The 23,798-nt window shown below is 54.1% G+C and carries 25 protein-coding genes; 3 read left to right on the top strand and 22 right to left on the bottom strand.

Going from position 1 to position 23,798, the window contains the following annotated elements; translation table 11 throughout:
* Positions 1–179 precede the first annotated feature (179 nt).
* Positions 180–1,427, top strand: a complete 1,248-nt coding sequence (locus M4I36_RS09530) for a Glu/Leu/Phe/Val family dehydrogenase (protein ID WP_258111548.1) — start codon at positions 180–182, stop codon at positions 1,425–1,427.
* A gap of 100 nt (positions 1,428–1,527) precedes the next feature.
* Here the strand turns inward: M4I36_RS09530 and pyrE are convergent, their stop codons facing one another.
* The 10 genes from pyrE to lspA form a co-directional block, all read right to left on the bottom strand.
* Positions 1,528–2,187: an orotate phosphoribosyltransferase gene (gene pyrE, locus M4I36_RS09525; RefSeq protein ID WP_258111480.1), complete on the bottom strand. Its 660-nt coding sequence runs from the start codon at positions 2,185–2,187 to the stop codon at positions 1,528–1,530.
* Positions 2,187–2,939: an orotidine-5'-phosphate decarboxylase gene (gene pyrF / locus M4I36_RS09520; protein ID WP_258111479.1), complete on the bottom strand. Its 753-nt coding sequence runs from the start codon at positions 2,937–2,939 to the stop codon at positions 2,187–2,189. Before pyrF ends, pyrE begins: the two co-directional genes overlap by 1 nt.
* Position 2,940: 1 nt before the next feature.
* Complete coding sequence (gene carB / locus M4I36_RS09515) at positions 2,941–6,195, bottom strand: carbamoyl-phosphate synthase large subunit (protein WP_258111478.1); 3,255 nt, start codon at positions 6,193–6,195, stop codon at positions 2,941–2,943.
* Positions 6,173–7,294 carry a carbamoyl phosphate synthase small subunit gene (locus M4I36_RS09510; protein ID WP_258111477.1) on the bottom strand — a complete coding sequence of 374 codons (1,122 nt, stop codon included), beginning with the start codon at positions 7,292–7,294 and terminating at the stop codon, positions 6,173–6,175. The genes carB and M4I36_RS09510 overlap by 23 nt, the downstream gene beginning before the upstream one ends.
* Positions 7,291–8,595: a dihydroorotase gene (locus M4I36_RS09505; RefSeq protein ID WP_258111476.1), complete on the bottom strand. Its 1,305-nt coding sequence runs from the start codon at positions 8,593–8,595 to the stop codon at positions 7,291–7,293. The genes M4I36_RS09510 and M4I36_RS09505 overlap by 4 nt, the downstream gene beginning before the upstream one ends.
* The gene (gene pyrB, locus M4I36_RS09500; protein WP_258111475.1) at positions 8,592–9,512 is read right to left on the bottom strand and encodes an aspartate carbamoyltransferase; all 921 of its coding nucleotides are present in this window, start codon (positions 9,510–9,512) and stop codon (positions 8,592–8,594) included. Before pyrB ends, M4I36_RS09505 begins: the two co-directional genes overlap by 4 nt.
* Before the next feature lie 19 nt (positions 9,513–9,531).
* Positions 9,532–10,092, bottom strand: coding sequence for a bifunctional pyr operon transcriptional regulator/uracil phosphoribosyltransferase PyrR (pyrR, locus tag M4I36_RS09495; RefSeq protein WP_374985891.1), 561 nt, complete (start codon positions 10,090–10,092; stop codon positions 9,532–9,534).
* 222 nt (positions 10,093–10,314) lie between these two features.
* Positions 10,315–10,839: a YceI family protein gene (locus tag M4I36_RS09490; RefSeq protein WP_258111546.1), complete on the bottom strand. Its 525-nt coding sequence runs from the start codon at positions 10,837–10,839 to the stop codon at positions 10,315–10,317.
* Positions 10,840–11,010: 171 nt separating this feature from the next.
* On the bottom strand, positions 11,011–11,949 hold the full coding sequence (locus M4I36_RS09485) for an RluA family pseudouridine synthase (protein WP_258111474.1): 939 nt from the start codon (positions 11,947–11,949) through the stop codon (positions 11,011–11,013).
* Positions 11,942–12,421: a signal peptidase II gene (gene lspA / locus M4I36_RS09480; RefSeq protein WP_258111473.1), complete on the bottom strand. Its 480-nt coding sequence runs from the start codon at positions 12,419–12,421 to the stop codon at positions 11,942–11,944. Before lspA ends, M4I36_RS09485 begins: the two co-directional genes overlap by 8 nt.
* Before the next feature lie 100 nt (positions 12,422–12,521).
* On the opposite strand from lspA, the gene comA reads away from it, so the two are divergent.
* Positions 12,522–13,364, top strand: a complete 843-nt coding sequence (gene comA / locus M4I36_RS09475; RefSeq protein WP_258111472.1) for a phosphosulfolactate synthase — start codon at positions 12,522–12,524, stop codon at positions 13,362–13,364.
* 22 nt (positions 13,365–13,386) lie between these two features.
* On the opposite strand, the gene M4I36_RS09470 is transcribed toward comA, so the two are convergent.
* Complete coding sequence (locus tag M4I36_RS09470) at positions 13,387–13,989, bottom strand: TraR/DksA C4-type zinc finger protein (protein ID WP_258111471.1); 603 nt, start codon at positions 13,987–13,989, stop codon at positions 13,387–13,389.
* Between the two features lie 170 nt (positions 13,990–14,159).
* On the opposite strand from M4I36_RS09470, the gene M4I36_RS09465 reads away from it, so the two are divergent.
* On the top strand, positions 14,160–14,339 hold the full coding sequence (locus M4I36_RS09465) for a hypothetical protein (protein WP_258111470.1): 180 nt from the start codon (positions 14,160–14,162) through the stop codon (positions 14,337–14,339).
* A 97-nt stretch (positions 14,340–14,436) separates the two neighbouring features.
* Here the strand turns inward: M4I36_RS09465 and M4I36_RS09460 are convergent, their stop codons facing one another.
* The 11 genes from M4I36_RS09460 to ftsA form a co-directional block, all read right to left on the bottom strand.
* Complete coding sequence (locus M4I36_RS09460) at positions 14,437–14,940, bottom strand: DivIVA domain-containing protein (protein ID WP_258111469.1); 504 nt, start codon at positions 14,938–14,940, stop codon at positions 14,437–14,439.
* Positions 14,941–15,104: 164 nt separating this feature from the next.
* Positions 15,105–15,890: a YlmH family RNA-binding protein gene (locus M4I36_RS09455; protein ID WP_258111468.1), complete on the bottom strand. Its 786-nt coding sequence runs from the start codon at positions 15,888–15,890 to the stop codon at positions 15,105–15,107.
* Complete coding sequence (locus M4I36_RS09450) at positions 15,883–16,179, bottom strand: YggT family protein (protein WP_258111467.1); 297 nt, start codon at positions 16,177–16,179, stop codon at positions 15,883–15,885. The genes M4I36_RS09455 and M4I36_RS09450 overlap by 8 nt, the downstream gene beginning before the upstream one ends.
* Before the next feature lie 86 nt (positions 16,180–16,265).
* On the bottom strand, positions 16,266–17,048 hold the full coding sequence (locus M4I36_RS09445) for a YggS family pyridoxal phosphate-dependent enzyme (protein ID WP_258111466.1): 783 nt from the start codon (positions 17,046–17,048) through the stop codon (positions 16,266–16,268).
* A gap of 134 nt (positions 17,049–17,182) precedes the next feature.
* Positions 17,183–17,989, bottom strand: a complete 807-nt coding sequence (pgeF, locus tag M4I36_RS09440) for a peptidoglycan editing factor PgeF (protein ID WP_258111465.1) — start codon at positions 17,987–17,989, stop codon at positions 17,183–17,185.
* A gap of 55 nt (positions 17,990–18,044) precedes the next feature.
* On the bottom strand, positions 18,045–18,338 hold the full coding sequence (locus tag M4I36_RS09435) for a YlmC/YmxH family sporulation protein (protein WP_258111464.1): 294 nt from the start codon (positions 18,336–18,338) through the stop codon (positions 18,045–18,047).
* A gap of 66 nt (positions 18,339–18,404) precedes the next feature.
* The gene (gene sigG / locus M4I36_RS09430; RefSeq protein WP_258111463.1) at positions 18,405–19,184 is read right to left on the bottom strand and encodes an RNA polymerase sporulation sigma factor SigG; all 780 of its coding nucleotides are present in this window, start codon (positions 19,182–19,184) and stop codon (positions 18,405–18,407) included.
* A gap of 195 nt (positions 19,185–19,379) precedes the next feature.
* Entirely contained in the window at positions 19,380–20,123 is a 744-nt protein-coding gene (gene sigE, locus M4I36_RS09425; RefSeq protein ID WP_258111545.1) for an RNA polymerase sporulation sigma factor SigE, read from the bottom strand.
* Positions 20,026–21,075 (bottom strand): sigma-E processing peptidase SpoIIGA, encoded by a 1,050-nt coding sequence (locus M4I36_RS09420; RefSeq protein ID WP_258111462.1) that lies wholly within the window; start codon positions 21,073–21,075, stop codon positions 20,026–20,028. Before M4I36_RS09420 ends, sigE begins: the two co-directional genes overlap by 98 nt.
* A 262-nt stretch (positions 21,076–21,337) precedes the next feature.
* Complete coding sequence (ftsZ, locus tag M4I36_RS09415) at positions 21,338–22,465, bottom strand: cell division protein FtsZ (protein WP_258111461.1); 1,128 nt, start codon at positions 22,463–22,465, stop codon at positions 21,338–21,340.
* A 41-nt stretch (positions 22,466–22,506) separates the two neighbouring features.
* Positions 22,507–23,736 carry a cell division protein FtsA gene (ftsA, locus tag M4I36_RS09410; RefSeq protein ID WP_258111460.1) on the bottom strand — a complete coding sequence of 410 codons (1,230 nt, stop codon included), beginning with the start codon at positions 23,734–23,736 and terminating at the stop codon, positions 22,507–22,509.
* Between the last annotated feature and the right edge of the window lie 62 nt (positions 23,737–23,798).

Genomic DNA, 23,798 nt, shown 5'->3' with positions numbered 1-23,798 from the left:
TTCCTCAAAGGCAGAAATGATGTGGAGAATTTTGCAGAGTCGACGCGATGTCAACACCGTTGTACTTTTCATCTTGCCCCAAGTGATTTATGATGAAACTTGTTATGCGTTCATCTCGAAGGGAGACCTATACCATGGCAATTGAGCCCGTCAGTAAACGACTTGCGGCAGGGGCAAACATGCCGCCGCCGGGCGACAATGTTCTCACCAATACACAAAATGCGGTGAAGGAAGCACTGTCCCGCTTAGGATACGACGATGTGGTCTACGAACTTCTGAAAGAGCCCATTCGGGTGCTCACGGTGCGTATTCCAGTCCGCATGGACAACGGGGAGACACAGGTTTTCACTGGCTATCGAGCGCAACACAATGATGCTATCGGGCCGACAAAAGGTGGGATTCGCTTCCATCCGAGTGTAACGCTCGATGAGGTCAAGGCTCTGTCCATCTGGATGAGCTTAAAGTGCGGCATTTTCGGCTTGCCTTATGGTGGAGCAAAAGGCGGCATTATTTGCGACCCGCGAGAAATGTCCATCAAAGAACAAGAGAGGTTGGCTCGAGGCTATGTTCGAGCTGTCAGCCAAATTGTCGGACCAGCCAAAGACATTCCTGCTCCGGACATTTACACCAATCCTCAAATCATGGCTTGGATGTATGATGAATACAGCCGGATTAAGGAATTGGATTCTCCCAACTTCATTACGGGCAAACCGATTGTTCTCGGTGGGTCAAGAGGGCGCGAAAAGGCGACGGCACTCGGTGTCTATATCGCCATGCGCGAAGCAGCGCACAAGCTCGGCCGTGACGTACACGACCTGACGGTCATGGTTCAAGGATTTGGAAACGTAGGCAGCAATTTGGCACTCATATTGCATGAGTTGGGTATCAAAGTCATTGGGATTAGCGACGCGGGTGGTGGACTTTACCATCCAGAAGGACTGCAGATTCCCGACTTAATCGACCAGAAAGATTCCTTTGGCATGGTCACCCCAGCGTATCAAAACGTCCTCAGCAATGAAGAATTCTTGGTGCAACCGTGTGACGTGTTGATTCCTGCAGCACTGGAAAATCAAATTCACTCCGGCAACGCCGAAGACATTAAGGCATCCATCGTGGTCGAGGCCGCAAATGGTCCCACTACGCCGAAAGCGGATGAAATTCTCACTCACAAAGGCGTCCTGCTCATTCCTGATGTGCTTGCCAACGCGGGGGGTGTCACCGTTTCCTACTTCGAGTGGGTACAGAATAACCAAGGATGGTATTGGACGGAAGAAGAAGTCAATCAGCGGATGGAAGAGATGATGGTCAAGTCTGTTCAAACCATTCTGCAGACTGCAGACCGCTACCGCGTGACAACCCGCCTGGCAGCCTATATGGTCGGTGTTCGTCCATTTGCGGAAGCCATGCGTTGGCGTGGCTGGATGTAAGCTTCCGGCAAGCAGAATAAGGGTGCCTGCGTCGGTTTGGCCGAGTGGCGCGACCAACGCAGGCCTATGTCCTCTTTATGCCATGCTGTTCCCCTAAGACTCAATGGCCATACTGCTCGGGATGCAATCGCCACTCCTGAAGCGAGCGAACCTCGCTGTCCGAGACAACGCCGAGCATGGCCGCCGCATCAATCAAAGACGCATAATCGACCGCGCGAAAGGCGGTCAGTTTGCGTTCGTTTAAGGAGTCGCGACAAACATCGAAGTCATATGAAAAGATGGAGACTACACCGAGCACATTCATGTGCTCCTCCTCTAGAGCCGTCGCAGCATCGAGGGCGGATCTCCCCGTGGAGAGGGTGTCTTCGACAATCACGGTGCGAAGGGACTGACCTGTTCGTCCTTCAACCCGCTTGCCTTTCCCATGTTCTTTTGCCGACGAGCGGACATACGCCATGGGTAGGTTAAGCCGGTCCGCCAACGCCGCTGCATGTGGAATACCCGCGGTGGCGGTTCCAGCGAGCACCTCGACCGCAGGAAAGTACCGTCTTATGGCCTCCATAAATTCGGCCAACACCAGATTCCACAAGAGTGGATAGGCCATAATCAACCGATTGTCGCAGTACATCGGCGAGTGCCATCCAGAAGACCACACAAAGGGCGCATGCGGTCGAAGCTCGACTACGCCTGCCTGAAGCATGCCCCGTGCAATCCGTTCCGTCTGTTCTTTGCTTCCTGCCAACCATACACTCTGTTCCATCAGACACCCTCCCCCAATCCCACACGCATCTCATCCCACACCCTTTGGAGCGCAACCAGTGGATTCGACTGAGAAAGCACACCTCGCCCTAGCACCAGATGGTCTGCCCCTTTTTCGATAGCTTGTAAGGGAGTGGCAATCCGTTGTTGGTCGTACGTGTCGGCCTGTAAAGGTCTCACTCCCGGCACCACACGCACAAACGGGCGCTTGATGGTCTCGGCAACCAGAGGTAGTTCAGACGCCGACAAGACCACCCCGTCCAAGCCGGCTTCGTCGGCCAAGGACAAGAGTCGTCGGCTCCATGCGGTCAGTCCTCCATGCACACCCAGCAGCGATACATCCTCTTCCGACAGACTCGTCAGCACGGTCACCCCAATCAACAGCGGCGGTTGCTCTACGTCTTCCCACGCCGATTTTGCCGCGCACAGCATTTCGAGGCCACCCAGCGTATGTACGTTTACCATCTCCACTGGTAGGTCTTTGAGGGCACGCAAGGCCCCCGCAACCGTATTCGGAATATCGTGAAGTTTGATGTCTAAAAAGATACGCTTACCGAGTTTCGCTAATGTTTCAACGACAGACCGTCCTGCAGCATTGTATAACTCCAAGCCCACTTTGTAGCCCGTCACTCCGGCACCAAATCGCTCTACGAGTGCCAGTGCTTCACTGGCACTCGGTACATCGAGTGCAAGATACGTGCGGTTCCGGACAACATCGTAACGGCTGTCTAAGAGCATCCCCGAGTCCATCATCTCAACCTCTCTTCTTTGCTTCGACATGGCCTGGTCCCTGGCCGATTGGGACTGTTTGAAAGCGGATGGTCTCCAGCACTTCGAGCAGCGATGCCGCAGTATCTACCGATGTCAGACAGGGTACTCCATGTTCCACCGCCGTTCGACGAATGCGAAATCCGTCCCGCTCCGGTTTTAGTCCACGCGTCAATGTATTCAACACGAGTTGAATCCGACCATCAGCAATGTCATTGGCAAGATTCGGTGTCCCTTGTGCGAGCTTATTGACCACACGGACCTCCAATCCTTTAGTGCGGAGAAACTTCGCCGTCCCTTCAGTCGCTGCCAATCGAAAACCAAGGTGCACGAAGCGCTGCAAGAGCGGAAAGACCTCTTCTTTGTCTTTGTCGGCAATCGTGGCGAGCAGCGTGCCGTGCGTCGGCACCTTCGTACCAGAGGCAATCATCCCCTTGTACAGCGCTTTGGCATACGTTCGGTCGGTTCCCATGACTTCACCAGTCGACTTCATCTCTGGGCCGAGCGTGATATCCACTCCGCGCAGTTTCGCAAAAGAGAAGACGGGGACCTTGACTGAGACAAAATCAGGCGTTGGCAACAAGCCTGTGTCATAACCGAGACTCGCGAGGGATTCCCCCAACACAGCGCGCATCGCCAGGTCGACCATCGGAACGTGAGTCACTTTCGACAGAAATGGAACAGTTCGAGAACTGCGCGGGTTAACTTCAATGACGTAAACAGTCTGTTTGTGAATGACGAATTGAATGTTGACCAAACCACGCACGTGCAGCCCCCGCGCCAAACGAGTTGTGTAGTCCACTAAAGTCGCCTGTACTTCACTTGACAAATGTTGCGGCGGAAACACGGCAGTAGAATCTCCCGAGTGCACGCCAGCGCGCTCAATGTGTTCCATAATCCCAGGAATGATGACGGTTTCGCCGTCTGAGATGGCATCAACTTCCACTTCCACTCCCTGCAAATAGCGGTCAATCAACACTGGTTGACTCAAGGAGACGTCGACCGCTTCCTGCATGTACAATTCGAGGTCCGCATCCGAGTCGACAATCTGCATCGCGCGACCCCCAAGAACGTACGACGGCCGAACCACCACTGGATAGGACAGCGCATGCGCCGCATCAAACGCACCTGCAACAGAGGTTACGGAGCGACCCTCCGGCCTCGGAATATCCAATTCGGCCAACAGTTGGTCAAATTTCTCGCGATTTTCGGCAGCATCAATGTCTCCGAGCGCGGTCCCATAAATTTTCACGCCCGCCGCCGCAAGGCCGGCCGCCAAATTGATGGCCGTCTGACCGCCAAACTGCACAATCACCCCGTCTGGCCGCTCGCGGTCCACTACATTCAGCACATCTTCCAGGTGCAGCGGTTCAAAATAGAGTCTGTCCGACGTATTAAAATCGGTTGACACCGTCTCCGGATTGTTGTTGACGATAATCGCCTCGTATCCCGCTTGACGAATGGCCCAAACCGCGTGGACCGAACAGTAGTCAAACTCAATACCTTGGCCAATGCGAATCGGGCCGGATCCTAAAACGAGCAATTTTCTCGTCTCGGCACTTTCTAGCACTTCATCTTCTTCGTCATACGTGCTGTAGTAATAAGGGGTGTGGGCGGCAAATTCTCCTGCACATGTGTCGACCATTTTGTAGACTGGCGACAGACCTTGTTGAATGCGCCATGCCCGCACGTCTAAGGGATGCGTCCGCAGCCAGCGGGCTAGCGCCGTGTCCGGAATGCCTCGGCGTTTGGCGAGCACCAGCAACGCACGATGGCGTTCGGCAAATTCTCCAAAACTCCTGTCGTAGCCCTCTCCCAATCTGCGAAGTTGCCGCTCTAAGTCAACCAAATTCATGACCTTGTGGAGAAACCAGCGGTCAATCTGAGTCGCGGCATGTAACGTCTCTAAGGACATGTCACGGCGCATGCATTCGGCCAAGACAAAGAGGCGCTCATCATCCGGTTCTTTGAGGTGGTGTTCAAGATAATCTTGAGTCCAAGTCGACGCCTTCGGGTGTTCCAGGGAGTCGACTCCGACTTCTAGAGAACGAATTGCTTTCATCAACGACTCTTCGAGCGTTCGGCCGATGGCCATGACTTCCCCAGTCGCTTTCATCTGCGTGCCTAGGCGCCGATTTGCACTGTGAAACTTGTCAAATGGCCAGCGTGGAATTTTAGTGACCACATAGTCGAGACTCGGTTCAAACGAGGCATAGGTCTCACCCGTCACCGGGTTGCGAATTTCGTCCAGACGATAGCCGAGGGCAATTTTAGCGGCCACTTTAGCAATTGGGTAACCCGTCGCTTTAGAGGCTAGAGCACTCGACCTCGAGACGCGGGGATTCACTTCAATCACATAATAGTTCTGACTGTCCGGATGAAGAGCAAACTGCACGTTGCACCCGCCCTCAATGCCGAGAGCACGGATAATTTTTAAGCTGGCCGTGCGCAGCATCTGATAGTCGCTGTCGGAGAGTGTTTGACTCGGAGCTACCACAATGGAATCGCCCGTGTGGATTCCGACCGGATCGAAATTCTCCATATTGCAGACGACAATCGCCGTGTCATTGGCGTCACGCATGACCTCATACTCAATTTCTTTGTAACCAGCAATGCTCTGTTCGACGAGAATTTGATGAATGGGAGACATCGCCAGACCAAGTTCCACGATGTCGCGGTACTCCAGTTCGTCATGAGCAATGCCGCCTCCCGTCCCGCCGAGTGTATACGCCGGGCGAATAATGATGGGAAAACCAATCTCTTCGGCAAATTCGCGAGCTTCTGCATAGGAGCGCACAATGCGGCTATTGGGCACTGGCTGGCCGAGTCGATGCATCAAAGCGCGGAATTTTTCACGGTCTTCCGCCTCTTCAATGGCAGACAGCGGCGTTCCCAACAAACACACGCCTTCTTCCGCCAAAATGCCTGATTCCGACAGTTGAACGGCCATGTTCAATCCCGTCTGGCCACCCAGCGTCGGCAGCAAAGCGTCCGGCCGCTCCTTGCGAATGATTTGAGATACAAATTCCAGAGTGATGGGTTCAATATAGACTTTGTCGGCCATCCCTGCATCCGTCATGATGGTGGCCGGATTCGAGTTGACGAGCACCACTTCGTAGCCCTCTTCGCGCAGGGCCTGGCAGGCTTGTGTGCCGGCATAGTCGAACTCGGCGGCTTGGCCAATCACAATTGGCCCACTCCCGATGACGAGAATTTTTTTAATATCTGAGCGCTTCGGCATGCACAGACCAACTCCCCTTCAAAACAGCATCCATCATCGACATAAACTCTTCGAACAGAGAATCAGAGTCATCTGGGCCCGGCCGCGCCTCCGGATGATATTGAACAGAAAACACAGGCCGATCGCGATGGCGCAATCCTTCCATAGTTCCATCATTGACGTTGACATGCGTCACTTCGAGGGGCGTTTCTTGCAGCGACTCGCGAGTCACTCGATAACCGTGATTTTGCGAGGTGATGGACACTTTGCCAGTCCGTAAATCTTTCACGGGATGATTCGCTCCGCGATGCCCAAAACGCATTTTCTCGGTCTTACCGCCGCACGCCAGCGCAATGAGTTGGTGTCCGAGACAAATTCCAAACATCGGTACTCCCCGCGCAATCAGCGCCCGCACCGTATCGATAGCATACGCTGCATTCTCCGGATTGCCAGGTCCGTTGGACAACATCACCCCGTGCGGCTGCCATGCGAGAATCTCATCGGCCGTCGTCGTCGCCGGTACGACCACCACATCGCATCCTCGTGCGAGCAGCGAGCGCACCACCCCGGACTTCATGCCAAAATCCATGGCCACTACGCGCCGTCCTTCACCCGGAGCGCGGTACGGAACTGGAGTTGTCACTTGTAAAATTTCATCCGTCGGAAAAGGTGCAGAAAGGCGGTCCAAGAGCTCAGCGACAGGCGTATCGAGAGTCGTGAGTACGGCTTTCATCGTTCCTTGACTGCGAATCGCCTTGGTCAATTTGCGCGTATCAATTCCGGATATCCCGATAATCTGGTGCTGTGCAAGGTACGCGCCGAGCGTGCCCGTGCTCTTAAAGTGACTGGGCACCTCACTCCACTCATGCACAACGAATCCACGCACATGCGGGGCGTGCGATTCGATATCGTCAACATTGACTCCATAATTGCCAATAAGCGGATAGGTCATGGTGACAATTTGACCGCAATAGGATGGGTCGGTCAAGACTTCCTGATATCCAGTCATTCCTGTATTGAATACGACTTCTCCAAAAGACTCGCCTTCCGCTCCAAATCCTGATCCGTGGAAGACGAGGCCATTTTCTAGAATGAGCCGGGCTGAACGTGGTTCCGTCATACCGAACCTCCTGTTCCTGTGTGAACCAAATCATCGTGAATCACTTTGCCGTTGCACATAGTCCAGACTGGCCAACCCGCCGCCGACCATCCGGCAAACGGCGTGTTGCGAGCCTTGGAGTAAAATTTTTCGGGCTCAATCACGCGCCGTGCCTGCAGGTCTACCGCCGTGATATCGGCGCGGCCCCCAACCCGAATCGTTCCCCCAGGAAGATGAAAGGCCGCGGCCGGGCGGGTCGACATCCGGCGCACCAACTCCGCGAGGCTCAGTCTCCCAGTTTGAACGAAATGTGTGTAGAGGAGCGGAAACACCGTTTCAATGCCGACCATCCCAAACGGAGCAGCCGCGAGTCCCAGCTGTTTCTCGCTCTGGCTGTGCGGAGCGTGGTCAGTCGCCACCATGTCGAGCGTTCCGTCCAAGAATCCTTCCCGACAGGCCTCCACATCACGACGGCTCCGTAGGGGAGGATTGACCTTGTAGCGCGCGTCGTCTTTCACAATATCGTCCTCGGTCAACAACAGGTGGTGCGGAGTGACTTCCGCGGTCACGCGAATTCCTCGGAGTTTCGCCCAGCGGATGAGGCTCACAGCGGGTTCCACCGACACATGGCAGACATGCAGATGGGCGCCCGTTGCCTCCGCCAACAAAAGGTCTCGCGCAATCATCGCCGACTCCGACTCCCCAGGTTGGACGGGTAGTCCAAGCCTCGCCGCAGCACCAGGATGTAACACCCCGTCACGAGCAATAGACTCGTCCTCCGCGTGAATGGCAATGGGAAGATTCCATTCGCTGGCGACAACCATCGCTTGGCGCATCAATCCCCCGTCTTGCACCCCTTTTCCATCATCTGAAAGGGCCACAGCTCCCGCCAGTTGAAGCGCCCGAAAGTCGGTCAGCTCTTCCCCACGCTGCATCTTCGTGATACACGCGATGGGCAACACTTGAGAAGCCTGTGCCGCATGAGCCAGGCGACGTACATTCGCGACTCGATCCGGTGTATCGAGCGGCGGATTCGTATTTGGCATACATAGTATTTGCCCAAATCCTCCGGCCGCGGCAGCTCGCGCTCCGGTGGCAATCGTCTCTTTATGTTCAAACCCTGGTTCCCGCAGATGCACGTGTACATCGATAAAACCTGGCAACAGCACTTGCCCACTCAGTTGCACCGTCTGGTCCGCCTCCGGCAGTTCAGTACCGATAGCCAACACCATCCCGGCTTCGCTGTCCACCAGCACATCCACCGCCGTCAGAGACTCCTCGACTAAATCCAGCAATTGTCCACCGGTCACTTTAACCTTCACCGGAGCACCCCTCCCAAAATTTCATCCATCAGCGCCATCCGAATGTACAGCCCATTCTGCACCTGCCGGAAGTACGCTGCCCGCTCATCACCGTCTACTTCCAAATGAATCTCATTGACGCGCGGTAGCGGGTGCAGAATTCGCGCCGTCGGAGCTAAGATGGGCAGATGCCGTGGCAAGATAGCGAAATCCTCTTCATCCTCAGCGGTCAATTCAGACGTGATTCGCTCGCGCTGGATGCGTGTCTGGTAGACAACATCTGTGCTCGCGAGGGCTTCATCGAGATCATCCGCAACGTCGAGTTCCAAGCCAGCATCAACGAGTTCGCGGTGGAGTGATGGAGGCAAGGCGAGTTCGGCAGGAGACACCAAAGTCACGCGAATCCCCGAAAATCGCGTCAACAATCGGAGCAACGAATGCACCGTTCGCCCATACTTTAAGTCTCCCACCATACAGACCTTCAAACCGTCAATCCGCCCAAACTCGCGCCAGAGCGTGTATAGGTCGAGAAGACTTTGCGTAGGATGCTCGCCGCTACCGGCTCCAGCATTGATAACGGGCACCGGACTGTAGGGAAGCGCTGCAGCAATTTCGTCATTTTCGTGATGCCGGATGACAATCGCGTCGGCATAGGCCCCGACAACACGAAAAACATCCGCCAGTCGTTCGCCCTTCTTCGCCGAAGAATTCTCTCGAGCGTTCTCTGCGCCCACCACGTTGCCACCGAGCCGAGCAACCGCAGCTTCAAAGGACAGTCGCGTCCGCGTACTTGGCTCATAGAACAAAGTGGCAACCAACGTGCCTTGGAGGCGAGCTCGTAGAATATGACGGGGTGACACTCGAAACTCCTCAGCGATGCGAATCAAACGTTCGACGGTTGAGCGCGTAAAGTCATCGGTAGAGATGGCATGATACATTTCGGTGGTCCTCCCTATTTCAGCGGTTCGCGCGCGAACCTTTGACAATCCAAACCCCATCTTCTCCGTCCACTTCGCGAAAGCGAACCACAATCCGCTCCTCTTTGGACGTAGGCATGTTCTTTCCAACAAAATCCGGACGAATCGGCAATTCGCGATGTCCGCGGTCGACCAGCACCGCCAGTTGAACCAACGTCGCTCGCCCCTCGGCCATCAACGCGTCCAGCGCCGCCCGGACCGTTCTACCCGTGAAGAGTACATCGTCCACAAGGACCACTTTTTTTCTTTCAAAACGGTGCTTGTCCTCACTCTCGACGGCTCCATGACCTCCACGCCTAGCAACATCGTCCCGAAACGGTCGCACGTCAAGTGCTACAAGCGGCGGACGCATTCCCTCTATCCGTTCCAGAGCCTGGCACAGACGCTCGGCAACAAAGTGTCCACGCGTTAAAATTCCAGCTAGAACCATCTCATCCAAAGTCCGATTGCGCTCTAAAATCTCGTGGGCAATGCGCGTCAAAGAGCGACTGACTGCGAGGCCGTCCATGATTTGCGCTTCCGTTTGCACCGATCCTGTCATGACCCATCACCCCCAGCCTGCCGCCAAAAAGGCCGCCCTCCAAGGTAGGAAGGCGGCCTCTATCAACCAGTGAACCATACACTTTGCTCAAAGTGCGTTCACCCCATGGACGACTCCTTACCAACCTCACAGGATTGGCTTCAAGGCAGTTGATGTTTTGTACACTATAACAAGCGAATCTGTGCCCGTCAATGAATTCGTCCAGAACATCTCGAACGCACGTTATGCCTGTTTGACAAACTCCATCTCGATGGTCAACTTGACGGTGTCCCCAATCAGGACGCCACCCGTCTCAAGCGCAGCATTGTAAGACATACCAAAGTCACTGCGATTGACATTTCCGGTCGCCACTACGCCAATACGGCGTCCGCCGTACGGGTCGGTCATCGGTCCCGTAATTTCGCAGTGCAACGTCACTGGCTTAGTCACGCCTTTGATGGTCAGATGTCCGTCGACACTATGATTCTCTCCACCATGATGCTTCAGCCCGCTCGCTTTAAACTCGATGACCGAATGCTCGTCACTTTGAAAAAAGTCTGCCGAGCGAAGATGTTCGTCACGCTGAGAATTTTTCGTATCGATGCTCGTCGGTTGAATGGTGACGTGAATGTCTGCCGTCGTGAGGTCTTCATCTTCACTGGTTACAGCCGCATCAAATTCATTGAAGCTGCCACGAACGTTCGAAATCATCATGTGTCGCACGCTGAAAGTGACGCTACTGTGCGCCTTGTCCAAAGCCCAGTTCACTTTTGCCAAATTGGTCGCCTCCCGTAAGGTATATGCCTTTTCATCAGAACCGAACTGCCGCGGACATGCGGCTCAGGCTCACGTCTATAATTGTACTATTTTAAAGTAACAACAATCAAGTTAGTTATGAAAATTCCTTGTAGAGCAATGTTCACGTGACGTTCGCCGTTGTCACCCATCTCGCTCGAGCCATTCTACCAACTGCTCCATGTCCGTTGGCAAGGGCGCCTCAAACTTGAGATGGGCTCCCGTCTGCGGATGCACGAAGCCGAGCAGGCCAGCGTGCAGCGCCTGACCGATGATGGGCAGCGTGTGGCGCGGTCCGTAGAGCGGATCGCCCGCTAGAGGATGGTCAATGTACGCCATGTGGACGCGAATTTGATGGGTTCGCCCCGTCTCCAACTGGCACGTGAGTCGAGCATAGCGAGCATACTGCCTGTCCACCCGAAAGTGCGTCACCGCATGCTTCCCGCCAGCGACCACAGCCATCCGCTGACGATTCTTCGGGTCTCGCCCAACCGGCGCATCCACTGTCCCCAACGAATGTTCCAGGGTGCCGTGGACGATGGCCGTGTATTCCCGCTCCATGGCGTGAGTCCGCAACTGTTCTGTGAGACCGCGATAAGCCATCTCCGTCTTTGCCAAGACGAGCAGACCCGACGTATCTTTGTCGATCCGGTGGACCACACCGGGCCGCATCTCGCCTCCAAGCGGGCAGAGAAGCGTGCCGCGGTGCACGAGTCCGTTGACCAGCGTCCCGCGTGCATGCCCAGCCGCCGGATGAACGACCAGCCCGCGCGGTTTGTTGACAACGACGAGACTGTCGTCCTCGTAAACGATGTCGAAAGCCACTTCGTCCCCTGCTAACTCCACAGGCTGCAGCTCTGGTATCTGAACGATGTAAGTGCTGGTTGCGACCACTAAGTCGCTTGACTTGACAGCTTTGGTCGAATCCACGCGGGCGATGAGTCCGCGCTTAATCCACTCCTGCAACTGAGTGCGCGACGCGTCCACCTGAAGTTCGAGAAGACAGTCAGCAAGCCAACGGTCGAGGCGCTGCCCTTCCTCATCCTCATCCACTGTAAATTGTAACCGATAGACCTCAGTCATGATGGTCGTCTCCATCCCCGTCATCCGATTTCTTGGATTGGCGGAACGTCTGAATGATGAGAATGGCAACACCCACATCAATACTCACATCGGCCAGATTGAAGATGGGGAAGTGAATAAACTGAAGATAGACATAGTCCGTCACCCTGCCGATGACTATCCGATCCGTCATATTGCCGAGTGCTCCGCCAAGCACGCAACCGAGCCCAACCTGAGTAAACCGACTCGGCCGATAGCGAATATGTACCCAAATCACGGCAAGAATAACTAAGATGGCTACGCTGACAAAAAGCCACGTGTGATGCGGAAAGATACTGAACGCACCGCCTGGGTTTTGAATGTAATCGAGGTCTACAAACGGTGGGAAAACAGGAACCAATACGCCTTGGTGAAGATGGGTTCGGACGATGAATTTAATGATTTGGTCTGCAGCATAAATACAAAACGCGATGACATAAAGAATGTCCAGCACCCCTCTTGTGCACCCACAACCATGGTGATGATGGTGCTTAATTCCGGACCCCGCCAACGCCGTGCTCAATTCACCACGAACGGACGGGAGGCCAGTCCTAGTGATTTTAACAAAGAACGGTCCATTTGCTCAAACGATGACCCTGCCGATTCAAAGGATTCACGCCAAACCACGCAGCCATGGCCTAACGATGATTCTCGACAAGGGCTTAGGAATGTATGAATTGTCCGATTTATTGACAACTGGCGGTGCGTATGTGGACTTTCTCAAGCTCGGTTTTGGTACGTCACTGCTTTACCCCGCAGACGTTTTAAGACAAAAATTAGCCTTGGCGAAGACGCATGACGTCATCGCCTACCCAGGCGGAACACTCACCGAAATTGCCTACAGCCAAAATAATTTTGAAAAATTTTGTCGAGAAGCAACAGAAATAGGCTTTGCCGCTTTGGAAATATCCGATGGAACCATCTCACTGTCGGAACGCGAACGAACGGCCATGATAGCAACAGCCCGCCGTTCCGTGAGCGTCGTTCTCAGCGAAATTGGCAAAAAGAACGGCAGCACATTTTCCCCGAAAATCATGGCCCGCCAAGCTGAGCGAGACTTGGCGGCAGGTGCAAACTACGTCGTCGTAGAAGGCCGTGAACACGGTCACAGTGCTGGCATCTACGACAACCGCGGCGAGATTGACGTGTCCCTATTCGAAGAGTTTCTAGACCACCTGGGGCCCGAGTCGACAACGCGGATTCTTTGGGAAGCACCGCAAAAGACGCAACAAGTAACTTTCATGAAACGATTTGGCAGCGAGGTCAATCTTGGCAACATCCCACCAAACGACTTGCTTGCGGTCGAATCGCTTCGTTGTGGCTTACGCAGCGATACGCTTGCCACAGCAATGTGTTTCTCTCCACAGAATGTCGAAGTTGGGGAACAGCGCGAATAACCACATGACCTGCCGTACTCGCTCAAGACAGCGTGGACTTCCATTCCTCGTTGGTCACCCCATCGAGAAGGTCGACGCGTTCGTCTTCCAGCCACGGTTCACAGCCGACATCTTCGGGGTCTGCGGCAGTGGGTCGAGCGTTCATGCGCTGTAACGCTTGCCAGGTATCCTCTCCGTCAAACATCGTGGCATCTTTGCCATCCAAGTTAGAGGCTGCAAAATTCCCGTGAAGCACACTCTCCTCGACGGGACGATGGTGAAGAAGTCGCGCACCTTCGGCCGCGCGCTTACAGCGCACACAGGTCAGCGCCGTCGGATACGCCTCAAGCCGCTCCGGCTCGAGCGGCACATGACAAACTCGACAGACACCATACGTCCCCGCATCGATGGCCGCCAACGCCTCGTCGATTTCCGTCAAATAATCCGTATCTGCAACCCATTGTCCGAGCCGCACCTCTCTGTCCAACACTTCCGACGCGACATCCGCCGGATGATTGTCATAGACGGATAATTCGGATGTTTCTTCATTCATAGCAAGACCAAGACTGGAATTTCCAGAAGGGACCCATCTCGCAGCCACTTCGTCTCGCAGTTTTTGGAGTCGCGTTCGCGCGGTATTTGGCACTTTCAATTCCTCCCTCACGGATACCCCATGGACTTGCGATGTACCTCTAGTGTGAGAGAAGCGAAGTGCGTCCATACAGACTTTATTTTGGCATGGATTGTTCACCCATCTGTCACGTCTGACGAGTCCAGGGGATGATATGATGGGCAAGGAGGGAGTTGGGGTGTTCAATGCAACGACATGGGGTCCGGGTGCTGGCGCTCGTTCTAATCTGGGTGAGTGCCATCGACCTGCTTGGCAAGTGGATTGTGGATGGTTGGTTTCACATGCAAATGCCACTCTCACCCTGGTTCTTGTTTCTGCTTATTTGCGGCTGCGTGCTCTACATATACTCACGCCGTCGGCGATGAAGAAAGCGGCGCGCCGAGAGCGTTTCCTTAACAGCGGGAACGGTCAACGCTCTGCACGCCACCGGATGTCACCATCGGACATGCCTCTGATGTTCGTTTACGAAGAGGCTTGACGAAATTGCAGGTCCACCTGATGTGCGTCGTCGTCAAAGTGTTTCCAGTCGCCAGACTCTAGTAACTCCAACTGCGCCTGAATGAGCGACCGAAAGCGAGCGCGAAAGATGGCAGCATGTTTTTGAATTTCTTCGACTTCTAGGGCCATTTTCCGCGACTTTTGCAGCGCCTCGCTGACAATTCGGTCGGCGTTCTTTTCCGCTTCTTTGATAATCAACTGAGCTTCTTTTTTTGCATTGTTTTTGACTTCTTCAGCAGTCTCTTGCGCCACGATGATGGACTTACTGAGACTCTCTTCAATGTTCGTGAAATGCCGTAGCCGCTCTTGCATTTGTTCCATGCGCTCTTCCAAGTCTTTATTGGCGCGAATCATGCCTTCATAGTCTTGAATGACGCGCTCGAGAAAATCATCGACCTCATCTTCCGCATAGCCTCGAAATGAACGCCCAAACTCTTTATTGTGAATGTCCAGCGGTGACAACGGCACTCACGGCACCCCCTGATTCCTTTGATTTTCCATGAAATTCTCATCGCATCGCGTACGGTGCAAAGGACCGTGCTACTTCGTTTCGACAGCAGAGCACAATCTCCTTCCAAATGCGACAAATTCCCCATCCCAAGCCATCAGCACAGCATCGATTTCTCTAAAAATTAGCGGTCGCCACGCAGAACACCGATCTGCACCCAGAGTCGATCCGATTTCGTCTGACCCGTAACCGGGCCAATACGAATGCGCCCAAACCCGCGAACTGACAAGGTATCGCCGTCTTCCAAACGCTCATCGGGAGCATCCAGTACGCTGCCGTTGAGTCGAATCAAGCCACTCTCGACAGAAGCCTTAGCACGCGCCCTCGACAGGCGAGACACATGCGCCAAGACAGCATCCAAGCGCAAGGAGGGCAAACTCATCTCCTCCCACACATAGTCGGCAGGGCTGAGATGAAGAGGCGTTTGACACACTGCCACCAAGATTGCGGCTTGTCCAGCGTGCGTCCAGTGTTGACGAATGAAGTCTGCCATCTCCGCTTCAACGAACGCATAGAACGTCTCGCCAGACTGCGCAAGGTCGCCAACCACGCGTCGGTCGACTCCTAGCCCCAGCAGAGAACCCAGCACCATTCGGTGCGTCAACGTGTCCTGTCGAGACTGGGCTTCAATCTGCAGAGCAACAATCGAAAAGTCACTCGCCTCCGGATACCACTGGTCCGGCATGACCAAAAACCGTTCCCGCTCCGCACCATCGTAACCGCCACTACCCGCTACTTCGAGTTGCGACTGACCGGCCATACTTCGCAACAAAAATTGCTCACGGGCGTTCAAAAAATCAGTGAGAATCCACTTCTGCCGGTCACGGACGCGCCGCACCACGTCTCTCGCTTTCTCTGCAAACGCCCGCTCACTCGGTCGAATCCAACCTTCTCGTTGACTGTCAGACACTCGTCATCACGCTCGCCATAAGGCTACTGAGCACACTGCTGATTGCGGCTTGGATAAAGAAAAAAGCCAGAATCCCAATCAGTGTGGAGAGGTCGAAGCGAAATCGACCGACGGAAAAGGTCTTGCTGACGCGGCGAAACGGAGCAAAGTAAGGAGCCGTCAGCCTCTGCAGTGCCAGTCCAACTTGTGTTCTTCCAAAGTCGGGAACATAGGTCAGCAAAACACTCGCAATCAACGCCACTAAGTAGAGTGTGAATAAAGCCCGAATGATATCCACCAGAATGCCCATTGTTGTCCCCCATTTCAAACACTCTCTGCCTACATCGCAAGAGACTAATTCTCCTACGACCGTCCCTGCGCTTCAGCCAGACCAGCCTAGAGCTCCTCGGACCTCTGCTGCACAGACGACGGTGCCTCGGAACGATACGTCGCAGGAAGCACCAGACCACGCCCCAATCGGAGCATGGTGGCCCCTTCTTCGACCGCGATCGGAAAATCATGAGACATCCCCATCGAGAGATGCACCAAATCTTGGTACGATAGCTTTTGTTGGTACTCGTCTCGTAATTCCCGCAGTTGCGCAAAGACATCCCGAATCTGCCGGGTGTCTTCCGTTGCAGTAGCCATGGTCATCAAACCCACCAAGTGTAGGCGAGAACTCTTCACCACTTCTTTCAACAATTCAGACAATGCAGCGGCAGGGACGCCGTGGCGGTTGGCTCCCCCGTCTAAGTTGACTTGAACGAGCACGTCCAGCGTGCGGTCGGCCAGCGTTGCCTCGCGCTCCAGCAACCGCAAAAGCGACACATTATCCAAAGAATGAACCACGTCAAAAGCGCGCGCGACGTATTTTGCTTTATTGGACTGAATCGGCCCGATAAAATGCCAGCGAACCGCATGCGCATCCTTCATCGACAGTTTTTCTCGCGCCACCTGCCAGCGATTTTCGGCAAAATCACGCAGTCCCAGCTGGTGCAGAAGTTCTGCTTGCCAAGTTTCTAAATACTTGGTCACGGCAACGATTTGAATGTCCTCTCGATGCCGTGAAGAGACCTCAGCATGCTCGTCAATCGTCGATTGAATTTGCGCTAGCGATGCTCGGCACGCCTCCAGATATCGGCATTGTTCCTCCAAACGACCTTGTCCGTCCTCTGCCATGCTATGTACCCATCCTTTGTGTGTCGTTGCACAAACCAGCCCAGACCATTCCAGGAAATTCCCAATCATCCCAAAACTCTTCAACGCCGATGCGTCCTGCTCCGTGTCTGCAACCGATGGAAGCAGTTTGAAACTTATTTCAAGCAGACCACTGCCAACGAACGTCCCGTCCGACCTTCTTTGCGATACGAAAAGAACAAGTTGTGATGACAACTGGTGCAGATGCCTACATCCTCAACATGGTCAGGCAAGACTCCGGACTTGTCCAAGTCTTCGCGAATGCAGTCAACTAATGATAAGTATGCATGCTTAGGCCGAGCCGATGGAGAGACCACGAGAGGCGAAAATTCACTTTTCACCTTGTCCAAGACGGCATCATCCACTTCGTAGCAACAACGCCGGATGGACGGCCCCAGGGCCACTCGCACATCACTCGGATGGGTCCCAAACTGCTCCTTCATCACGTCCACCGTCTTTGCCGCCAAGTGCAGAACGGTACCACGCCACCCCGAGTGAATCGCCGCAACCACGTGACGTGCCTCATCCCACATTAAAATGGGGACACAATCGGCGACGAGGATGGCCAGCGCCAAGCCGCTCTGATTGGTCACCAAAGCGTCTACCCCTGGTATCGCCGTGGCGAGATTCCTCGCCCCTCGCCCCGCGTGCTCGTGGGTCACGACCGCAACGGCGCTGCCATGGACTTGCTCCGCAAAGACAAAGTGCTCGAGTGGCACCCCACAATATGCGGCACACTGCTCACGACTGCGGATGACCTGCAAAGGGTCATCCCCCACATGCAGTCCTACGTTCAAACTCGCAAAGGGGCCCGTTGAATCGCCTCCCACGCGGCATGAGAAGGCGGCCAGCACAGAGCCCTTCGCCTGCTGGGGGTGAACCCACGCGCGCCCGTTTACCTCTCCCACGATTGTCGACAGCATGCGCACCCCTCCCTCTTCGATCATACAAAAAGGACGGGCGTTTGACCACTCTTGGTCAATATCCGCCCGTCGTCCGCTTCCCCGAATCTTGTGGTAGATAATACGAGGTCTCGTGAACTGGTCGCAAGTCGACCAGAATCACGTCCGATCCGATTTTTACAATTTGGTTCCACGGAATGATGTAATCCTGCCCGCCACCCACCACGCCAAAAAAACGACCAGATACCGGAATGATGATGGCGCGAATCAGCCCTGAATCGGGATCGACATCAAGATCTCCAATCGTGCCGAGCCGCTTGCCATCCCCCACATTGACCACGTCTTTTGATTGCAAGTCGGAAATCCGCACAGTTGGATCGCCGCCTTCCTCAAGAAACCCGCTGTTGTCTTATGTATATGCTAACCATGCGACACATTACGACTGAATATGTTTATTCATACGGTGTATGGCTGTTTTTTCTAGACGAGACACTTGCGCCTGGGAAATACCTATTTCCTCAGCGACCTCCATCTGCGTCTTGCCCTCGTAAAAGCGCATCGCTAAAATTTTTTGTTCCCGATCCGTCAATTTCTGCATGGCCTCACGCACCGCAATCTCTTCGACCCAGGTTGTATCTTTGTTTTTGTCGTCGTGAATCTGGTCCATGACGTAAATGGGGTCGCCGCCATCGTGATAGATGGGCTCGAACATCGAAACCGGATCTTGAATCGCATCCAACGCAAACACGATATCTTCTTTCGGAATTTCCATTCTCTCAGCAATTTCCTGGATGGTTGGCTCGCGCAGATTTTGGTTTGTCAAGAAGTCGCGCATTTGCAGCGCTTTGTAGGCGATATCCCGCAAAGACCTCGAAACGCGAATCGGATTATTGTCGCGAAGATAGCGACGGATTTCGCCGACAATCATGGGAACGGCGTAGGTGGAAAAGCGGACGTTTTGACCGAGATCGAAATTGTCAATCGCTTTCATCAGTCCGATGCATCCCACTTGAAATAGGTCGTCCACATACTCTCCACGATTGTTGAACCGTTGAATCACGGACAATACGAGACGCAAGTTGCCATTGACCAATGTCTCCCGCGCCGCCACTTCACCACTTTGAAGCTTGGTGAACAACTCGCGCATTTGTATGTTGGACAGAACTGGTAGTTGAGACGTGTTCACTCCGCAGATTTCAACCTTATTGCGTTTCAACCCAAGTCTCCCCCCAAGATGCGAACCGTGCTGCATGCCTCGACTGGTGACGCAATGGTCGCCGCTGTGGTTTCAGTATTTCCCGAGGCGACCAATGTATGCACAGAGAGGTGGGCAGACGGGGGGAGCGGTCGACTTTGCAAGTGCGTTAAAGGACGTTCGATTCGCTCTGGACGCGGAGTCTGAAATATCCGCTCAAATCATCCGATTGAACTCTTTTTGGAGACGGCGCAATATCCGCTTTTCCAGGCGGGAAATGTACGATTGAGAAATGCCGAGCAAGTCGGCGACGTCCTTTTGCGTCATTTCTTTGCCGCGACCGAGACCGAAACGCAACTCCATAATGCGCTTTTCGCGCTCACTCAGTTTTTGCAGTGCGTCGTAAAGCAACTCGCGGTCGACTTCTTCTTCCAAATTGCGGGTAATCGTGTCGCTCTCCGTGCCAAGAACATCCGACAGAAGAAGTTCGTTTCCGTCCCAATCTACGTTCAGCGGTTCATCGAACGACACTTCCGATTTCAACTTGTTGTTCCGGCGCAAAAACATTAAAATCTCATTTTCGATACAGCGCGAAGCATACGTGGCGAGTTTGATTTTTTTCTCAGGATCGAACGTATTGACCGCCTTGATGAGTCCAATGGTTCCAATCGATACTAAATCTTCAATGTGAACACCCGTGTTCTCAAATTTGCGAGCTATGTACACGACCAGTCGCAGGTTGCGCTCAATCAACAGGGACCGGGCGACGCTGTCTCCTTTAGGCAATTTCTGGATTAAAATTTCTTCCTCTTCACGCGTGAGTGGCGGCGGAAGAGCCTCACTGCCTCCAACATAGTAGACCTCATCCGCTCCGCCCTGGAGTTTGACCCGGACCCGCACCCAGAGTAGACGAAGGCGAAGGCGAAGTTTGCGTGCGACCAGCGGATTTAGCCGAAACATCTTCAAGTGAGTCATCTCCTAGAATTAAATGAGGATGTAAGATTGCTTGAAATCGACCGTCTCGCGACAAGGGCTGGGGTGATAGCGCTAACCACGAACGAGATGCCGTTTCTGTCCACGCTGAGTTTAGTTCTACGGAAATGTTACTTGGCAAAATTGCGAGAGCCATCGACTGACCTTTGCCCGCGCCTCGAAAGGGAATCAGTGCAAAGCGCAGAGACCGGTCGTCCAAATCGAGCGCATAGAGCGCAGCAACTGGGTCTTGTCCGGACGTGAGGGCAGTAACTAAAGACGACGGTAGACTGTCTGAGACGACAGCGAGATCGACAAAAGAAACTGGTAATCGAGAGACTGGGTCAAACAGCGAATTTCCGGTGTCTACTAAAGCCGTGCAGGGATACGTCTTGTCCGCCACTTTAATGGACACCTTGAGCAAAGAGCCCTCGAGTCGTCGAACATCTCGCACTCGCCGAGTGATCTGAGAAATGAGTGCAAACGCGACGGGAATGGCCACCAACACGCCCAAGGTGGCACCGCTTGTACCGAATTCAATGCCGCGTCTGGTGATGACGGTTCCGGACGTGAGCGAGACGCCTGGAATGGCGAAGTGCAAGGCTAGGGCCGCTCCTGCTAGAACGAATGCGACAAAGTAGAGGGCGAGACAATTTCTTGCAAGGTCGAGCCAATGCTTCCTCCCGACGCCAACCCAGACCATAATCAGGGAGGCTATAGCTTTGCCGGGCCACGATGTCATCCAGTCTAGTGGCGGTACGAACAGCACCAGAGAGTAAACGGCTCCGATGGCCGCTCCCAACATGAGGCGCCGCCAGCGGATGGGGCGCTTGGTGACCCAAGCCGTCATCGCTAAGAGCACGGCGTCCATCACAAGATTGATAAGGAACACGATATCAATATAAATCACTGGTACGACAGGGATGACAGGTTTTGCCACTGGGGTCACCTCAGTCCGTGATGCGACCCAGTATACTTTAGGTCTATTACAAACGATGTCGGAACATGCCTTAAAATCTCAGGAGGTTTTGTCGAAACGGGGGCGCTACGGAAGACATGCTCGTGGCTCGCAACATGCCCATCCGACTGCAAAATCGAAAATCGCGTCGTCTCCCCAAGGAGCCGACGCGATTTTAAGCGTTGTGACAAGAGGCCACGCGCTTACTGCGCGTATCCTTTTTCGCGGTTTATGCTGTGTGGCTTCAGCGGTCGCGATTCAATTTGCCCTCACGCCTGCGGATAAAGGCTGGTACATCCCATCCATTGCCCGCCGCCGGGGTGCTTGGTGGGTTCGCATTCGTGCTGACTGTAGCAGCAATGTCCCCCAAAACATTGGCACGCGCTGGCTCACGGGCAGGCATCTGGGCTGCAGACGCCTGCCGTTCAAAGCCCGTGGCTATGACCGTGACGATGATTTCATCTTCTAACTCAGGGTCAATGGCCGCTCCAAAAATCATGTTGACATCCGTATCTGCTGTGGTCGACACGATATCGGCCGCCTCATTGACTTCCCACAGGCTCAAGTTATTGCCACCCGCGACGTGCATCAGCACACCACGAGCACCGTCAATCGAAGTCTCGAGCAGCGGACTGGAGATGGCTTTTTTAGCCGCCTCCGTCGCCCTGTTTTCCCCAGACGAAATGCCAATACCCATCAACGCCGAGCCACGCTCGGTCATGATGGCCTTGACATCCGCAAAGTCGACATTGATGAGAGCTGGCGTTGCTATCAAATCCGAGATGCCAGAAACACCTTGACGCAAGACATTGTCTGCCTCTCGGAAGGCTTCTAGTACAGGCGTATTCCGGTCGACAATTTCGAGCAGTCGGTCATTTGGAATGACGATGAGCGTGTCGACTTTCTCTTTGAGCTGAGCCACTCCTTGTTCCGCTTGATTCATTCGTTTCTTTTGCTCAAATCGAAACGGTTTTGTGACCACTCCGACGGTCAATGCACCAAGCTCTTTCGCAATCTCGGCGATGACTGGTGCAGCACCAGTTCCTGTGCCGCCGCCCATCCCTGCCGTAACAAAAACCATGTCGGCGCCGCGAAGCGCATTCGCCAACGTCTCGCGACTCTCTTCAGCGGCTTTCTTACCGATTTCAGGATTGGCCCCAGCACCCAATCCGCGAGTTAATTTTTCTCCAATTTGCAGGCGCACTTCCGACTTGGCTAATTTCAACGCCTGTGCATCGGTATTGACCACGATGAACTCGACGCCTTTCACGCCCGACTCAATCATGCGATTGACGGCGTTGCAGCCACCGCCGCCGACGCCAATGACTTTTATATTGGCCAGCGCGTCCGCTTCAAAATCAAACTCCAGCATGTGTGCTCCTCCTCGATTCGTCCACTCACGAAACGTCAATTTTATACGAAGTCGCGCCACCAGTCGCGCAATCTGGCCATCCAGCCTCCACCCGTTCTGGTTGGTCGCGATGAGAGAACCGATTCTACTGGCTGCGACCTCAAATGGGCCCGCACAGCATACGACAGAATGCCCACACCATTAATGAAAGAGGGGTCACGAACGCCCAGAAATTCAGGGACCGCGACACGCACTGGTGCACCGAGCTCCTCCGAAGCTAATCTCCCGGCACCCTGCATGGCCATCACGCCACCGTGAAAGACATACCCTCCAGGTAGTTCCTGCCCGTAGCCCATTTTGTCAATTTCTTTGCGAACGAGAGCAAATATTTCTTGCATGCGCGGCTCGATAATCGTCGCCAAATCGTACTGTGAGTACTCTGTCTCCTGATTGCTGCCCATTCTTGGAACTCGGAAATGTTCATGCTCCGACGCCACTTCAACCATAGCGCAACCGTGTTGCAATTTGGCCTGTTCGGCAGCAATCGTCTGCGTTCGCAGACCTATGGCAATATCGTGCGTGACATAGTCGCCTCCCATTGGAATAATGCTTGTCCCTGACAGAACCCCATTCGTGAATACGGACACGGAGGTCGCTCCGGCACCAACATCAACCAATGCCACACCGAGTTTGCGCTCGTCCGACGTGAGTGCCATGTGACTCGCAGCGAGTGGCAGCAGAACTAAGTTGGCAACTTCGATTCCCGCTCTCTCGACACACCGGACCACATTGTGAATCGCTGTGCGGCTCCCGGTGATGAGATATGCGTCGACTTCAAGGCGAACGCCGAGCATACCACGAGGGTCGACAATGCCTCGCAGACCATCGACAACATACTCTTTCGCGACCACATCAATAATTTCCCGCTCCGGCGGAAGTGCAATGACGCGTGCCTGCTGCAAGACGCGCTCAATGTCCTCATCACCAATTTCGCGGTCCGGAGAAGAGACAGCCACGACTCCATGGCTGGACTGCAACTGAATATGATTTCCTGACACGCCGACATACGCAGCAGCGATGTGAATGCCGACCATGCGTTCGGCATGGTCGACTGCCTCACGAATCGACTCTACTGTCAAATCTATATCGACAATCGCGCCATGGCGAATTCCCTCACCATTGGCTGAACCTACCCCAATCACATTCATGCTCGTTCCATTTGACTCTCCAATGATTGCACGGACTTTCGAAGTGCCTATATCCAAACTGACAATATAATCCCCTTTGGCCAAGCGTCTGGCACCTCCTGAGAGCCGTAGACTACGTCTGCTTCATACTTTCCACATACTTTCCG

It is taken from the genome of Alicyclobacillus sp. SP_1, assembly GCF_024706985.1.
Taxonomy (GTDB): Bacteria; Bacillota; Bacilli; order Alicyclobacillales; family Alicyclobacillaceae; genus Alicyclobacillus_I.
The sequence above is the reverse complement of the archived record's forward strand: the minus strand, read 5'-3'. Positions and strand labels throughout refer to the sequence as shown.